This is a genomic window from Longimicrobium sp., from assembly GCF_036280135.1.
In the GTDB taxonomy this organism is placed as follows: domain Bacteria; phylum Gemmatimonadota; class Gemmatimonadetes; order Longimicrobiales; family Longimicrobiaceae; genus Longimicrobium.
Genome location: NZ_DASURI010000476.1, coordinates 1 through 14,866 on the forward strand (window position 1 = coordinate 1; position 14,866 = coordinate 14,866).

Annotated in this window: 16 protein-coding genes; 6 read left to right on the forward strand and 10 right to left on the reverse strand. The window is 70.2% G+C overall.

Annotated features, from left to right (window positions below; all coding sequences use genetic code 11):
* The 3 genes from VFZ20_RS15445 to VFZ20_RS15455 all read right to left on the reverse strand — a co-directional run bounded on the left by VFZ20_RS15445 (nt 1) and on the right by VFZ20_RS15455 (nt 4,031).
* On the reverse strand, nt 1–543 hold the full coding sequence (locus tag VFZ20_RS15445) for a hypothetical protein (protein WP_329684804.1): 543 nt from the start codon (nt 541–543) through the stop codon (nt 1–3).
* Between the two features lie 240 nt (nt 544–783).
* Nucleotides 784–2,529, reverse strand: coding sequence for a glycosyl hydrolase family 18 protein (locus VFZ20_RS15450; RefSeq protein ID WP_329684805.1), 1,746 nt, complete (start codon nt 2,527–2,529; stop codon nt 784–786).
* A 332-nt stretch (nt 2,530–2,861) separates the two neighbouring features.
* Nucleotides 2,862–4,031, reverse strand: coding sequence for an Ig-like domain-containing protein (locus VFZ20_RS15455; RefSeq protein ID WP_329684806.1), 1,170 nt, complete (start codon nt 4,029–4,031; stop codon nt 2,862–2,864).
* 389 nt (nt 4,032–4,420) lie between these two features.
* On the opposite strand from VFZ20_RS15455, the gene VFZ20_RS15460 reads away from it, so the two are divergent.
* The 6 genes from VFZ20_RS15460 to VFZ20_RS15485 all read left to right on the forward strand — a co-directional run bounded on the left by VFZ20_RS15460 (nt 4,421) and on the right by VFZ20_RS15485 (nt 6,435).
* Nucleotides 4,421–4,768 (forward strand): hypothetical protein, encoded by a 348-nt coding sequence (locus VFZ20_RS15460; protein WP_329684807.1) that lies wholly within the window; start codon nt 4,421–4,423, stop codon nt 4,766–4,768.
* A gap of 129 nt (nt 4,769–4,897) precedes the next feature.
* Entirely contained in the window at nt 4,898–5,080 is a 183-nt protein-coding gene (locus tag VFZ20_RS15465; RefSeq protein ID WP_329684808.1) for a hypothetical protein, read from the forward strand.
* A gap of 82 nt (nt 5,081–5,162) precedes the next feature.
* The gene (locus VFZ20_RS15470; protein WP_329684809.1) at nt 5,163–5,351 is read left to right on the forward strand and encodes a hypothetical protein; all 189 of its coding nucleotides are present in this window, start codon (nt 5,163–5,165) and stop codon (nt 5,349–5,351) included.
* A gap of 206 nt (nt 5,352–5,557) precedes the next feature.
* A complete protein-coding gene (locus VFZ20_RS15475) occupies nt 5,558–6,043 on the forward strand; it encodes a type II toxin-antitoxin system VapC family toxin (RefSeq protein ID WP_329684810.1) in 486 nt (161 codons plus the stop codon).
* On the forward strand, nt 6,036–6,224 hold the full coding sequence (locus tag VFZ20_RS15480; RefSeq protein ID WP_329684811.1) for a hypothetical protein: 189 nt from the start codon (nt 6,036–6,038) through the stop codon (nt 6,222–6,224). Before VFZ20_RS15475 ends, VFZ20_RS15480 begins: the two co-directional genes overlap by 8 nt.
* Nucleotides 6,225–6,249: 25 nt before the next feature.
* The gene (locus VFZ20_RS15485) at nt 6,250–6,435 is read left to right on the forward strand and encodes a hypothetical protein (protein ID WP_329684812.1); all 186 of its coding nucleotides are present in this window, start codon (nt 6,250–6,252) and stop codon (nt 6,433–6,435) included.
* A gap of 75 nt (nt 6,436–6,510) precedes the next feature.
* Here VFZ20_RS15485 and VFZ20_RS15490 read toward each other — a convergent pair whose 3' ends face one another.
* The 7 genes from VFZ20_RS15490 to recN form a co-directional block, all read right to left on the reverse strand.
* Nucleotides 6,511–8,319: a M2 family metallopeptidase gene (locus VFZ20_RS15490; RefSeq protein ID WP_329684813.1), complete on the reverse strand. Its 1,809-nt coding sequence runs from the start codon at nt 8,317–8,319 to the stop codon at nt 6,511–6,513.
* Nucleotides 8,320–8,570: 251 nt separating this feature from the next.
* On the reverse strand, nt 8,571–8,975 hold the full coding sequence (locus VFZ20_RS15495) for a DoxX family protein (RefSeq protein WP_329684814.1): 405 nt from the start codon (nt 8,973–8,975) through the stop codon (nt 8,571–8,573).
* Between the two features lie 30 nt (nt 8,976–9,005).
* Nucleotides 9,006–9,143, reverse strand: a complete 138-nt coding sequence (locus tag VFZ20_RS15500) for a hypothetical protein (protein ID WP_329684815.1) — start codon at nt 9,141–9,143, stop codon at nt 9,006–9,008.
* Nucleotides 9,144–9,211: 68 nt separating this feature from the next.
* Nucleotides 9,212–9,904, reverse strand: coding sequence for a hypothetical protein (locus VFZ20_RS15505; RefSeq protein ID WP_329684816.1), 693 nt, complete (start codon nt 9,902–9,904; stop codon nt 9,212–9,214).
* A 108-nt stretch (nt 9,905–10,012) separates the two neighbouring features.
* Entirely contained in the window at nt 10,013–11,971 is a 1,959-nt protein-coding gene (locus VFZ20_RS15510) for a DUF2207 domain-containing protein (protein ID WP_329684817.1), read from the reverse strand.
* A gap of 17 nt (nt 11,972–11,988) precedes the next feature.
* On the reverse strand, nt 11,989–12,546 hold the full coding sequence (locus VFZ20_RS15515) for a LemA family protein (protein WP_329684818.1): 558 nt from the start codon (nt 12,544–12,546) through the stop codon (nt 11,989–11,991).
* Between the two features lie 467 nt (nt 12,547–13,013).
* Nucleotides 13,014–14,717 carry a DNA repair protein RecN gene (gene recN / locus VFZ20_RS15520; protein ID WP_329684819.1) on the reverse strand — a complete coding sequence of 568 codons (1,704 nt, stop codon included), beginning with the start codon at nt 14,715–14,717 and terminating at the stop codon, nt 13,014–13,016.
* Between the last annotated feature and the right edge of the window lie 149 nt (nt 14,718–14,866).

A 14,866-nucleotide genomic window follows, 5' to 3' on the forward strand; every position in this document is an offset into this window, starting at 1 on the left:
TCACTCGCTGATCATCACGTACGCGCGTCGCCGCTGGAGAAAGCGCGTCTCGCCCGGTGCCGTCCGCAGCCGGACGACCACGTCGACGGTGTCGAGGCGCTCCATCGAATGCATGCTCCGGATGCCGGGATCGAAGCGCGGGGGCCGGGACCCGGGTCCGGCCCACCCGCTCGGGCGCATGCCCTCCACCCGGTCGTCCAGCACGATCCAGGCGTCCGTGATCGTCATCCCCGGCGTCTGCGGCCGCGGAGCGATGCGGCCCGTGACGAACCGGCCCGGCCCGAGCGTGTCTTCCAGCCCCCAGTCATCGCCCGGCATGAAGTCCTGGCCCAGGTCCACGTCCAGCCGCATGCTGTCGCCCGCGATCACCAGAACCTCCGGCGCACCGCGGAGCACCGACCGCGGCGGAAACACGCGCACGGCGGCGATCGTCGGCGGCGGCCCGGGTGGCGCGGACGGGGGCGGCAGAGCGTCGTCCGCGCATCCACACAGGACGACCAGTGGGAGGACGAGGAGGATGCGGATCAGCGGATGGCGCGTCATCGGGTTCTCCGTGGAAGGCGGATGCGGAGCGGAGTTCCAGGCATCCGCCGGGCCGCGTCCGCTGGGTCGCCGATCCCTCTGCCCCGCAACGGCTTGCGGACGATGCACGGGCGACGCGCCGCCCCGATCGAACGGTCCCGCGGCGTCCAGTGAACGTTCGGGCCCCGCGACCGAACGGCAGAAGGGCGCGGAAGACGATCGTCCCCCGCGCCCTTTCGAGTCTGCTTCCGCCCGCTCCGCTCAGGGCGCAAGGAACGCCTGGTGGACGGCCTTGAGCAGCGGATCGCGGCTGCCGGCGGGCGCGGCGGGCATCCGTCCCTGGCCGATGGTCCAGATGATGGTGCCGCCCAGCCCGCGGCTGCGCACGAACTGCCCCTTGGCCGCGATGCTCTCCTCGTCCTCGTACGAGACGAAGCTGCAGTTCTGCGGCCCCGTGCCCTGCGGAAAGCTCAGGTACGGCACCCGCGCGGCGGTGTCCCAGCGGCGCGCGCCCGGCGCCATGTACCGCGTCATGATGCTGGTGTAGCTCATGTCGTTGTCGCTGTTGCCCTGCGACACCCCCGGCCGCCCATCCAGCGCCACGCGGGGCTCCGTGACCCCGCGCCAGCACGAGCCGTAGAAGCCGATGCCGATGCCGATCTTCGCGGCCGGCACGCCCGCGTCCAAGTACGCCTGCACGCTGCTGCTCACGGACGACGGCCGGTGCGGCGCCTCGTCGTACAGCGCGGAATGGTGCCAGCTTTCCCAGCCGCCCCAGTTCCCCGCCATGTCGTACGTCATCAGGTTCATCTGGTCCACGGCGTTGGCCAGCTGCGCGTACCAGGCGTCCGCGTCGGAGCGGAAGTTGTTGTTGATCCAGCCCACGGGCACGGTGAGGATGATGCCGGGCCGCGCCGCGCGAAGGGCCTGCAGCAGGGCCAGCAGGGGCGCGCGGTCGGCGGCCTGGATGGGCTCCCAGTCCACGTCCAGGCCGTCGTAGCCCAGCTCGTCCATCACCCGCAGCAGGTTGGTGACGAAGCGCGCGCGGTTGGCGGGCGACGCCGCGCCCACGAACCCCGCGTACTCGCCCGAGCCGCCCAGCATGAGGATGGCCTTGATGCCCGCCGCGTGCGCCCGCGTGCTGAGCGTGCGCGCCATGGCCGGGCCGTTCACGTCGTCGATGTCGAAGTCGGCGATGACGCTGCCGTCCGCCGCGGGCCGGATGCGGCCCACCACCAGGTGCGTCATGAGCGTCATGTCCACCTGGTCGGGCGGATACAGGTCGCGCTGGTAGCCCACGTAGTAGCCGCTCACCCAGCGCGCCGCCGGCCCCGCAGACGTCGGCGTGACGGCCGCGGAGGGGGCGGATGCCGCGCTCTCGCCCGCATCCGTGACGGCGACGACGGTAAAGGTGTACGCCGTCCCGTTCGCCAGTCCGCCCACGACGGCCACGGCGGCGGGCGCGTCCACCGTGACCGTGGCGCCGCCGGGGGCTGCCGTCACGCGAAAGCGCCGAAGCGGGCTGCCGCCCGTGCGCGCGGGCGCCGTCCAGCTGACGGTCGCCTGCGCGTTGCCGGCCGTGGCCTGCACGTTCGTGGGCGCGTCGGGCGGGCCGGGCGCCAGCTCCTCGCGCGGCGTGACGGGCGTGGTGGGCACGGAGGCCGTCCCCTCGCCCACGGCGTTGACGGCGACGACGGTGAACGTGTACGCCGTCCCGTTCGTAAGCCCGGCGACGGTCGCCGAGGTCGCGGGCGCGTCCACCGTGGCCGAGGCGCCGCCGGGGACGGCCGCCACGCGGTAGCGCAGGACGGGGCTGCCGCCGTCGCTCTCCGGCGCGGACCACTGGATGGTGGCCCGCGCGTTGAGCGGCGTGGCGGACGCATTGCGCGGCGCGCCGGGCGCGGTGGACTGCGAGCCGGTGGGCCCGCCGTCGCCGCCGGAGCAGGCGGACAGGAGCGCGAGGCCCGCCACGAGCAGTCGGCGGGCACGGAGGTGGATGGGGATCACGTCAGGTCGTCGGGCGGATGGATCAGGACACACTGCTACCGTCGCACCGCAGAACAGTGCAGACACCGCACCGGGGCCGGTTCCGTGCGGATCCGGCCCGGCGCGGCGGATGAAGGATGGGGCTAAACGGCTGCGGATGCGCATCTTGCAGAATCCGCCGCGATCCAGCGCCGGCGGGGAATCCGCCGAACGCCGCCGGCTTCTCCTCTCGCAAGCCGCACTGCCGCGCCGCATTCCGCCGGACCCGGGCGGACGGAGGCCGGACCCTTCACGCGACAGTATCGAACGTCTCGCCGACACGGTTGAGCGAAAGGTCCATCGTCCCGCGCGGGTCAGTTCCCCCGGCGCAGGAACGACGCGTTGGCGCCGCCGCCCCAGGCAGGGTCCGTCGTGCGGAGCGTGTTCTGCGAGCCGTCGGGGCGGATGGTGCGCAGCTGCATCGCGTCGCCGGGGCCGGAGGACTGCGAGAATGCGATCAATTGCCCGTCCGGCGACCACGCGGGCAGGAACTGGTAGCCGGGAATCTGCAGCCGCGTGGGCTGGCCGCCCTCCGGCGAGATGAACATCAGGTCCGAATCGCCCGCGAAGTTGCGGCGAAAGACGATCCGCGTGCCGTCCGGCGACCACGCGGGCTCCGTGTCGTTCTCCGTCGTGGACGTCAGGCAGACGGCCTCCCCGCCCGCCGCGGGGATGATGCACAGGTCCGCCTGGTCGAACAGCGCGCGGGCGTAGGCGATGCGCGTTCCGTCCGGCGACCACGCGGGGCGCATCTCGTACGTGATGCCGGGCAGCGGGTCCGGCGTGAGCTGGCGCTTGCCGCTGCCGTCGGGGTTCATGATCCAGATGTCGCTCCCCCGCTCGGACGCGTAGCTGCGGAAGGCGATCTTCTGCCCGTCCGGCGACCACGTGGGCTGGTCGTCGATCTCGGTGGATTCCGTGAGCCGCGCGAGGCCGCTGCCGTCGCGGTTGGCGATCCAGATGTCCGACGACTCGTACTCCGGTACCCGGACGACGAACGCGATCCGGGACCCGTCCGGCGACGGCACGGGGTCGGCCGCCCAGGGAACCGCCGGCAAGACGCGCTGCGGCGCGCCGCCGTCCAGCCGCAGGACCATCGGCTCCGCCACGTTGGACGGCCAGCGCACCTCGTACAGCAGGTCGTACGTGGACACCGCGATCTCCACCGTGCCCGTGCGCCCGCCCGCGGACGCCGTCAGCACGGCGCCGCCGGGGCCGGTGGCCGTCACCTTGCCTGCGCCGTCCACCGTGGCCACGGCGGGGTTGCTGCTGGTCCACGTGACGACGCGCTCCAGCGTCTCGCCGTTGGCCCCACGCGCCACGGCCTGGACGCGCGTCGTGTCGCCCACCCACAGCTCCGCGTCGCCCGCCGAGGCGTCGACCCGCGCCACTTCGTCCGGTCCCGCGCCGTCGCCGCAGGCCGCCAGCGCGCACAAAAACAGAAAGCGCACGCCGGGCGTGCGCATCCACTTCATCGGTCTCATCCCGTCATCCCTCGGTGTGTCGTGCTGAATCTCTCGTCCCACGGTTCGAGAACGGATGACGGGCGAGACATCTGACGGGTTTCAGCGGCCGGCATGCTCCCTGCCCTGCCGGCCGCCTCCCGGTGGATCCACGAACGTCGAGCACAGGAGTGGCGGATGGCGATGCAAGTGCGCACGAGCGGATGCCTGTTCAGCATCATCGCGTCGGTGGTCCTCACCGTCCTGCTGAACCTGATGCTGCGCGGCTGCTCGGGATACTGAGCGGAAGCTGTACCCGAAGGCGCGAAAACGCAGCGTTTTCCGCCAGGGCTGAGCACGAGTGGACGGCACGTGGCCGTGTTCTGGCGCGCCCTTCTTGAGACGTACCACGCGTCGTTAGCTTCGTGCACATGTCGAAGCCCCGCGTCTACGTCGAAACGACGATCCCCAACTTCTACTACGACTTCCGCCCGTCGGAGGCCGTTGCCCTCCGCCGCGACGCCACGCGCCGCTGGTGGGCGACCGCCGCCGAGCGCTACGAACTCGTGACGAGCACATCCGTCCAGTTCGAACTGAGTGCAGGTCGCGGTGCGGCGGTGCCGATGAGATTGGAGCTACTCGCTGGAATCCCCGTCCTGCCAGCAGTCACGAGGGTGAGAGAAATCGTGGCTATCTACATCAAGCACAAGCTCATGCCGGCCCGTCCAGGGGAAGACGCCATGCACTTGGACTTGCCTCGTACTATGGATGTGATTTGATTGTAACGTGGAACTGTGTCCACCTTGCAAATCCGAACAAGGCGCCCCACATCCGGCACATCAACTCGCGTCTCGGACTTGCGGTTCCCAAGCTGGTCACCCCGCTCGACCTGATGGAAGGAGACTCCGATGAGCGATGAGTGGACGGAGGCTGACGACATCATCGAAGAGATCTGGGAGATTCGACGCCAGATCTGGGCACGCTTCGATAACGATCCGAAGAAGCTCGTCGAGTACTTCATCGAATACGACAAGCACTACACCGGACCCAAAATCGAGCCGCCGCATCACAAGAACAGGTCTGCGGCGTAATCAGGGACGAGCAGAGTTGGCCCGCGCTGAGTACGCGGGCTGGCCTGATCGTACTCGCCCGAACCCGCGAAGGAGGGCTCTGGTGATTGACGACTGGACCGAAGCAGACGACGCGATCGAGGAAGTACACGAGATCCGGCGCCGCATCTGGGCTCAGTTCGACAACGATCCCGAGAAGGTCGTTGCGCACTACATGGAACTCGACAAGCAATTCGCGGAGCGGATGGTCAAATCGCCGCGGCGGGACAGCACCGGGATCTCAGCCGCCTGATCGGCCACACACCTGCCGTTGATCCTGCAGCAAAGCCGGCCACGCGCGTGGATGCGTAGGCTGGCTTTCGTTCTTCAGCACCGAAGCCTGAGTCTACCGCACTAAACGTAACGTTTTCCGTCACCGCTGAGCACGAGTGGACGGCGCGTGGCCGTGTTCTGGCGCGCCCTTTCTGAGCCGTACCGTGGGCCGTTAGCTTCGCGCGCATGCCGAAGCCCCGTGTCTACGTCGAAACGACGATCCCCAACTTTTACTACGACTTCCGCGGCCCCGCCGAAATCGCGGCCCGGCGTATCGCAACGCGCCAATGGTGGACGAGAGCGAGCGAGAGATACGATCTCGTAACCAGCTCATACGTCCAGCACGAACTAAGTGCTGGCACCAGCGGGATGACTCCGCTACGACTCCATCTGCTGGACGGGATCCCCGCTCTTCAGATCGTTCCAGCCGTCCATGATCTGGTTCAGGTGTACATCGCCAACAAGCTGATGCCTGCTAAACCGCTCGGCGATGCGATGCACTTGGCACTTGCCTCCTATTATGATTGTGATTTCATTGTTACGTGGAATTGCCGTCATCTCGCCAATCCAAACAAGGCGACGCACATCCGGCAAATCAACACTCGCCTGGGACTTTGTGTTCCGGCACTGGTCACCCCGTCCGACCTTATGAAGGGAGGCTTTGATGTTTGATCGCTGGACGGAGGCTGACGACGCCGTAGAGGAGGTACGCGAGATCCGCCGCCAAATCTCCGCGCGCTTCGATCATGACCCGAAAAAGCTGGTCAGCTATTTCGTCGAGCACGACAAGCATTACACCGGGCCGATGATCTCGCGGCCCGAGCAGGGGAAAAGAAGGGAGATCCGCACATGAGGCTAATGTTGTTGTGTTGCGACCCATGAACGATGAGTCGACCGAGGTTGACGATGTCATCGAAGAGGTCTGGGAGATTCGCCGCCAGATCTGGCAGCGCTTCGACAATGATCCCAAGAAGCTCATGGATCATTTTCGAGAACTGGAGAAGCACCACACCGGACCGAAAATCGGCCCGCCGTCACATCACAGGGACCAACCCGCGGTCTGATCAGCAACATAAGCAAAGCCGGCCCCGCGCATCCACGCGCGGGGCCGGCTTTCGTTGGTCATCCACCGGGCGGCGTTACCAGCCGACGGGCTTGCCCTGGTTCTGGCGGTCCAGCCACGCCTTGAGCGGGGCGAAGTACTCCATCATGGCGCCGGCATCCATCTGCCGCTCGCCCGTCATTTCGTACAGCGTCTGCTGCCACGGCTGGCTCGAGCCGGCCTGCAGCATGCGCTCCAGCCGCGCGCCGGCTTCCGTGCTGCCGTAGAACGTGCAGCGGTGCAGCGGGCCCGTGTACCCCGCCTCGCGGCACAGGGCGCGGTAGAACTGGAACTGGAGCACGCGCGCCAGGAAGTACCGCATGTACGGCGTGTTGGCCGGGATGTGGTACTTGGCGCCCGGGTCAAAGTCCGCCTCGGAGCGTGCCACGGGCGCCGCCACGCCCTGGTAGCGGTTGCGCAGCTCCCACCACGCCGCGTTGTAGTTGGCCGGCGTGATCTCGCCGCTGAACACGCCCCAGCGCCACTTGTCCACCAGCAGGCCAAAGGGCAGGAACGCCACCTTGTCCAGCGCCTGCCGAAGCAGCAGCGCCGTGTCGGCCGCGGCGCCGGGGGCCGTCTGCAGAAGCCCCACGCGCACCAGGTACTCCGGCGTGATGGCCAGCGCCACGGCGTCGCCGATGGCCTCGTGAAAGCCGTCGTTGGCGCCGTTGCGAAAGAGCGGCGACTGGTCCTTGTACGCCCGCTGGTAGAAGCTGTGGCCCAGCTCGTGGTGGATGGTGACGAAGTCCTCGGCCGTGGGCTCGATGCACATCTTGATGCGCAGGTCCTCCTGGTCGTCGATGTCCCAGGCGGATGCGTGGCACACCACGTCGCGGTCGGCCGGCTTGGTGAGCAGCGAGCGCTCCCAGAAGGTGCCCGGCAGCGAGTCGAAGCCCAGCGAGGTGAAGAAGCCCTCGCCGATGCGGGCCATCTGCACGGCGTTCAGGCCGCGGGCCTGGATGAGCTCCGTGAGGTCGAAGCCCGCGCCGGCCGCGTTCTGCGGCGCCACGACGGGGTAGATGTTGCCCCACTCCTGCGCCCACACGTTGCCCAGCAGGTGCGCGGGGATCATCCCGTCGGGGTCCACCACCTGCGGCCCGTACTGCTGCACCAGCCGCGCGCGGACGTACGCGTGCAGCGACTCGTACAGGGGCCGCACCTGCTCCCACAGGCGATCCGTCTCGGCCGCGAGCTCGTCCGGCGACATGTCGTACTGCGACCGCCACAGGGCGCCCGTGTTGGGCTGCCCCAGCTCGCGCGCGCCCTTGTTGCTCAGCTCCACGAAGCGGGTGTAGCGCGGGCGCATGGGCGCGCCCACGGCGTGCCAGCCCGTCCACGTTTCCAGCAGCTCGGCGGGGTTGCGGCTGGTGGCCATGATGCGCGACACGCCGCCGATGTCCAGGCACTCGCCGCCGGGACGGCAGAACTGCCCGCGGCCGTAGTCGGCCTCCATGCTCACCTGCGTGCGGGTGAGCTCCGACGCCTCGTCGGGGTTGCCCGGCGGGGGGGCCGTCAGGCCCAGCTTGAGCAGCGTGAGCTTGCGGCGCTGCTCGGCCGGCAGTTGCACGTTGTCGAAGCGGCGCGCGTCCAGGGCGCGGCGCTGGAACGCCACGGCCAGGTTCTTTTGCGCCTCGGCCGAGAGCGCCTCGGTGTCGACGGTGATGAAGTTGGCGGCCACCCACGCGGCCTGGTTGGCGCGCAGGCCCAGTTCCGACAGCTCGCGCTCCGTCTCGGTGATGAAGGTAGCCGCCTCGGCGGCGGTCTGCCCCGAGAGGGGGCGCCCGGCCAGCACGGCGGCGGCCAGCGCGGCCGCCACCCCGAACCGGGCGAAAAGATTGCGTTGCATGGGGTTGTGATCCCTGGGTCGATTTTGTTACGCCTTCCGGGAGAGCCGGATACAATCGTCTGTCGACGCGGGTTCCACAAGATGGGGGAACGACAGCCGCACGGCTTCAACGGCTCAATCGCCGCCTCCGGTGCACACGAGACGGCCGCGGCTGGGGCAGTCCGCGAAGGCGGACTTCGCGAATTTCCAGCGGCGAATTCATTCGCTCCGGCTGGGGGACGGCGGTCACCCGATCAGATCCGCGATCGGCTTCAGTCGCTCGGCTGGAGGGCGGGATCGGTGGATTCCGTCCTCGACGCGCGCCAAGCCCAGAGCATCAGCAGCAGCTGCAGGGGAAGGCGCAGAAGCAGCGCCGTCTGCGCCCACGTGGATGCGCCGGACGCGCGGGCATTCAGCAGCATCTGCAGGTTGGCGGGCCAGACGGCGATCAGCAGCAGGATCAGGCCGATGCCCGCCGCGCGGCGCGTCCGCGGAACGAGCAGGCCCAGCCCGCCCGCGATCTCGCAGAGGCCGCTCAGGTACACCAGCTCCCGGTGCAGCGGCAGCCACGGCGGCATGATGCGCACGTACTGATCCGGGATGATGAAGTGCATCGTCCCCGCGAACGCAAAGAGCGCCGCGAGGACGATGCGCGACGTGCCGCGCGGGATCCTCACCGGGACCGGCCGATGCGCATCCGCATCCAGTCAGCCGGCGCGCAGGGCGGCGATGCCCGCCGCGGTGCCCACGAACAGGCCCAGGAGCGCGGCCTTCATCATCCAGCGGTGAAGGACGGACACGGGGATGCCGTCGAACGAATCGGCCGGGCCGGGCGGGATGGACATCGTCGGTTCTCCAAGTGAGGGTGGCGGCGGACGATACGCATCCGCCGCCACCCCGGTTTCGCGCGCGGTCAGAACTCCAGTGTCACCATCGCGACGACGTTGGGGAGCGTGGAATGCGACACGTCCAGCGGCGCGCCCACGCCGGCCTCCAGGTTGGGCAGGAGGTGGACGAACAGCCCCGGTGTCAGCGAGATCTCCGGCGTCTCGCCGTCCGCGACCGTCGCCGCGAGCTCCAGCGTGGGCGTGATGCGGCCGGCATCCAGCATCAGCCCCAGCGCGGGGGTAAAGTCCGTCTGGTCCTTGGAGATGCCGGCCGACACGCTGCCGTGCAGCTGCGCCATCCCCAGCTGCCGCGCCACGATCAGCGCGGGCTCCCACTCCGCCACGCCGTCGCCCTCGGTGGGGATCGTCGCCTCCAGGGAGAGGGAAGCCGCCATCGTGGGCCCGTTGAACAGGTTGTACTGGGCGCCCACCGTCACCTCCTCCTCCGCGCCGCCGTCCTCCAGGTCCGCGTACGGCGAAAGCACGGAAAGCTGAAAGCGGTCCGTGATCCCCACTTCCGCCAGCAGCCGCGCCGTGGCGCCGTCCTCGATGCGCGCATCCGCCGTGAGCTGCACGGCACCTGCCTCCTGCGGGTAGGCCGTCTCGGCCGTGAACAGCTCCTGCACCAGCTCGGGAAGGGTCCCCTCGCCTTCCTGCGCCCGGGCACGCACGGGCATCAGCACCAGCACGGGCAGCAGGGTCGCGCAAATCCGCCTCATCGTCATCATCCCCGGGAAAAAGAAACGCCGGCGCCACGTATGCGCCGGCCTTTCTCCGCAATCGCCGTGCGACATCTGTTCTCCGCCCCGGGACCGGACGGACGCGGATCAGAAACCGCTGCCGCCGCCTCCGCCGCTGCCGCCCCCGCTGGACCCGCCGCCGCCGGAGCCGGACGAGCTGGGGCTGGACGACATCGTGCTGCCGGCGGAGCTGGACATGCTGCTCATCCGCGAGGTAAAGCCGGACGCGCGGAACCCATCGTATCCGCCCCCGCTGTACCAGTCCGGCGGCTCGCTGTACAGGTCGTCGAACGCCGCGGCCCAGCGGTCCTCCACGCCAAAGGCCATGGCGTACGGCAGGTAGCGCTCGAACATCTCCGGCGACGTGACCATCCGCCGGTAGCGGTCGCTCTCCACGCGCGACAAGAACTCGCGAAAGCCCAGCGCCGCCTCGCGCGCCCGCGCACCCGCCTGCGTCCGCGCGGGCATCACGAGCGCGAAGATGAAGAGCACGAGCGCGCTGGCCACGCTTCCCACGGCCAGCGTCCACGCCGCCATCCACGCGAACGCCTCCTCCGACGCAAAGCCCGCCGCCACGACGCCGACGATCAGCACGGCGAACGCCAGGCCCACCCAGTTGGCCTTGACCTTGTCCGGCCGGTGCAGGTAGTAGCCGCGCCGCACCAGGCTCTCGTAGATGCCGTCGCGGATGCCGGGGATGGACCGGTAGAACTGGTTGCGGAGGTCCGACAGGCGAACGGACGCGGTGCCCCGCCCCTCGTTTCCCGCCAGGCGCAGGGCGATCTCGTCCGCGTCCATCTCGCGCCCGGCGTCGTGCGCGCGGCGGGCCTCGGCGTAGGTGGCGCGGACGGCGTCCCACGGTGCCGCGCTGCCCGCGGTGCCGGAGAACAGGCCGGCCAGGAAGCGCTCCTCGTGCGCCAGCAGCGACGACCACTCCGACGCCGGCCTACGCTGGTGAAAGACGTAGTCCGTGCTGGAAAGGAGGCCCAGCAGCTTCTTCTCTTCCCGCTCCTCGATGCCCACGTACCCCCGCACGGCCAGGTCCGTGACCGTGCTGACGATGTCGCGGATCTGTGCCACGTGGTCCACGAGCGTCCCCGCCTCCGCCGGCGTGATGCCGTCCGGCGGCTCGTACGCGACGACGATGGCCCGCGCCCGCGGATCGCGCCCGCGCCGCCGCCACGTCCGCAGGGCCAGGGCAAAGACCAGCAGCGGCAGGGCCAGCGGCCACATCCGCACGGCCCGCGCGCGGCGGATCTCCGTCGGCGAGGGACGGCCGGCAATGGCGCCGGGCGCCCAGCCGGCCGCGACGGTCATCCCCTCGCGCGCGCCCAGCGACTGGCGCAGGGTAAAGGTGACGATGCCGCGCGCGGAATCCGCGATGACATCCGCCCCGCGGGTCCGATCGCCCGTGGCCCCCGTGTACGCCGCCCACTGCAGGGGCCGCACGCCGCGCGGCAGCACCATGAGGACGCGCGCCTGCTCGATGGGCATGTCCCACTGGTTGCCCGTGGCGTTCCAGTACAGCTCGTCGAACGCGGGATGCCCCGGCACCGCCTGCCGCGGTGGGCACCGCTCCCACCGGCACCACGCCCAGCGCCGCGCCGCCGCCGGCGTGCTGTCGCGGGCGAAGTAGAAGCGGATGGCGTCGTGGACGCGGTAGCGGATGAGGATCGTGCGCTCCGCGTTCTGCGCGCCGGGGATCCAGATGCGCATCCGCCGCGTCCACGAATCCGGCGCGTCGTCCTCCTCCCATTCCAGCGGATTGCCCACCTCGTCCGTGGCGCCGATGAGCTCGATGTCCAGCTTGCGCTTTTCGCCCTGCGCGGTGCGGTGCTGGAGCGACAGGTCGCGGAGGATGCCGCGCCACCGGCCCGTGAAGGCAAAGCGGATGACCTCCGTGACCTCCACCGTGCCGCTGGGCTGGACGGCCAGCTCCGCGTCGAAGCGGCGGATGACGATGGCGCTGTCCGCCGTGTACTGCGCGGCCGCCGGCGCGGCGATCGCCAGCAGCAGCGCGAAAAAGATGAGGAACGTGCGGCGCATGGATCGCCCTCCGCGCGTCAGAAGCTGACCTTGGGGACCTCGCGCTCCGCGGGCGCCGCCTCGAAGAACTCGCGCGGCGCGAAGCCCATGGGCCCAGCGAGCAGGTTGGACGGAAAGGTCATGATGGCCGTGTTCAGGTCGCGGACGACGGCGTTGTAGTACCGCCGCGCGTTCTGCACGTCGTCCTCGATGCGGGCCAGCTGCGCCTGCAGGTCCCGGAACCCGCCGCTGGCCTGCAGCTGCGGATACGCCTCCACGGCCACCGTGAGCCCGCGGAGGGCGGCCGTGAGCCCGGCCTCGGCCTCGGCGCGCGCGTGGGGGCCGGCGTCCGCCGCGGCCAGCACGCGGGTGCGCGCGGCCGTGACGGCGTCCAGCGTCTCGCGCTCGTGCGCCGCGTAGCCCTTGACGGTCTCGACCAGGTTGGGCACCAGGTCCGCGCGCCGCTTGAGCTGCACGTCGATGTCGCTCCACGCGTTCTGCGACCGCAGCCGCAGCCCCACGAGCCGGTTGTACAGCGTGATGACGAACAGCGCGAGCAGCGCGACGACGGCGACGACGATGATCGTGGCAAGCATCCGGGGCTCCGGGGGATCGGTGGAGCGGGCGCCGGCAGGCCGCCGGCGGGAAGGCGCCCGAATACTACGTTTGCGCGCGGCGGCTGTAAACAGAGACGTGCAAACGCGATACGCCTGCTACCACGAGCAGGCGCAGCCATACGAGATGCTTCGAGTTGATTTTCGGAGGGAGCGCCCGCGCCGATCGCGGGCCCGCGACGGAGCGGCTGAAGCCGCCGCAACAACCGCGGAAAGCCTCACAAACTGCGTGAGGCTTCAACTGCTCGATGGTGTCGGCGGTGCACGCGAAACGACCTTCGCTGGGGCAGTCCGCGAAGGCGGACTTCGTGCCTTTCCAGCGGCGAATTTATTCGCTCCGGCTGGGGGACGGCCGTCACCGGATCAGATCGATCGCGCGGCGACTCCTCCGGATGACGCGTTCTCACGCTGGGAGGAAAGAGCGTCCGGCGCCCTTGCAACACGCGCGATCAGAAGGAGAGCTGCGCGTTCTCGGCGTCCGCGCCCACGCCGCGCTCCAGCAGCTCGCGGGCGTGCTCCAGCGAGACGGCGCTCTCCGGGTCGCCGCCCAGCATGCGGGCCACCTCCAGCACGCGGTCGTCCGCCGCCAGGGGCAGCACCTCCGTGGTCGTGCGGCCGTCGCGCTCGGCCTTGCGGACGAGCAGGTGCACGTGCGCGCGGCTGGCGATCTGCGGCAGGTGCGTGATGGCGAATACCTGGTGAGTGGCCGCCACCTCGCGCATCTTGTCGCCCACCTGCAGGCCGACGCGCCCGCCGATCCCCGCGTCCACCTCGTCGAACACGAGCGTGGAGACGGCGTCCAGCCGCGCCAGGATGGTCTTGATGGCCAGCATGATGCGGCTCATCTCGCCGCCGGACGCCACGGACGACAGCGGCTTGGGATCGAACCCGCGGTTGAGCGACACGCGGAACTCGATCTCCTCCGCGCCCAGCGCGCCCGCCTGCGCCAGCGGCAGGGCCTCCGCGCGAAAGACGGCGCCACCGCTCATCCCCAGCTCCGGCAGCACGGCCGTCACCTCGTCCGACAGCCGCTCCGCCGCGGCCACGCGCGTGGTCGTCAGGGCCGACGCGGCGGCGGTGAGCTCGGCCTCGGCATCCTCCAGCTTCTTGCGCAGGCTGCCCAGCTCCCACTCCGCGTTGTCGATCAGGTCCAGCTCCGCGCGGGCGGCGCGGCCCACCTCGACCACCTCCTCCAGCGTCTGGCCGTACTTGGCCTTGAGACGAAAGACCAGGTCCTGCCGGCGGCGGATCTCGTCCAGGCGCCGCGGGTCGTGCTCCACCGTGGCGGCGTAGCGCTCCATCCGCTCGCCGATCTCCTGCAGGGCGTAGTACGCCGTCTCCCACAGCTCGCGCACCTCCTGCTGGCCGGGGTCGATGCGCACCAGCTGGTCGATGGGACGCCGCAGCCCGCCCACCTCGCCCAGCAGCGCCCGCTCCGAACCCGTGACGGCGTCGGAGAGGCCGCCGGAGAGCGCCTGCAGCTCCTCGCTGTGGCTCAGCCGCCGCGCTTCGTCCTCCAGCTCCTCCTCCTCGCCGGGACGCAGGGAGGCGGCCTCGATCTCGTCCACCTGGAAGCGCAGGAAGTCCGCGCGCTGGGCGGCCTCGCGGCGGCGCGCGTCCAGCGTGTCGATCTCGCGGCGCAGGCCCGACGCCGCGCGGTACGCCTCGCGCACGCGGGCCAGCTCCGCCGCGTTGCCTGCGTACGCGTCCAGGATGGCGCGCTGCTCGTCGCGCTTGAGGAGGGTCTGGTGCTCGTGCTGGCCGTGGAGGTCCACGAGCGCGCGCCCCAGCTCGCCCAGGACGGCGGCCGTGGTGGGCGAGCCGTTGACCCAGGCGCGGTTTCGGCCCTCCTTGGCCACCTCGCGCTTGAGGACGAGCAGGCCGTCGTCGTCGGGGTCGATGCCGCGCTCGTCCAGGATGGCCGCCACGTCGGCGCGGCCGGCCACGTCGAACACGCCCTCGATGGACGCGCGGTCCTCGCCGGCGCGCACGACGTCCGCGGACGCGCGTTCGCCCAGCAGCAGCGACAGCGCGCCCACGATGATCGACTTGCCCGCGCCCGTCTCGCCGGTCAGGACGTTGAGCCCCGGCCCCAGGCGAACGGTGAGCCGGTCGATCAGCGCAAAGTTGCGGATCCGCAGCTCCGAAAGCATGCGCGAAGATATACCGAAAGGTGGACGCCGTACAAGGGGGCGTGGTCCCGGGCTGGATGCGCGCTCAATCTGCCGAACCGCGCGCGCGGTGTCCACGCCCCGCCGCCGGCGATCGCGCCCGTCAGTCGTCGCCGACCAAGTCCGCGACG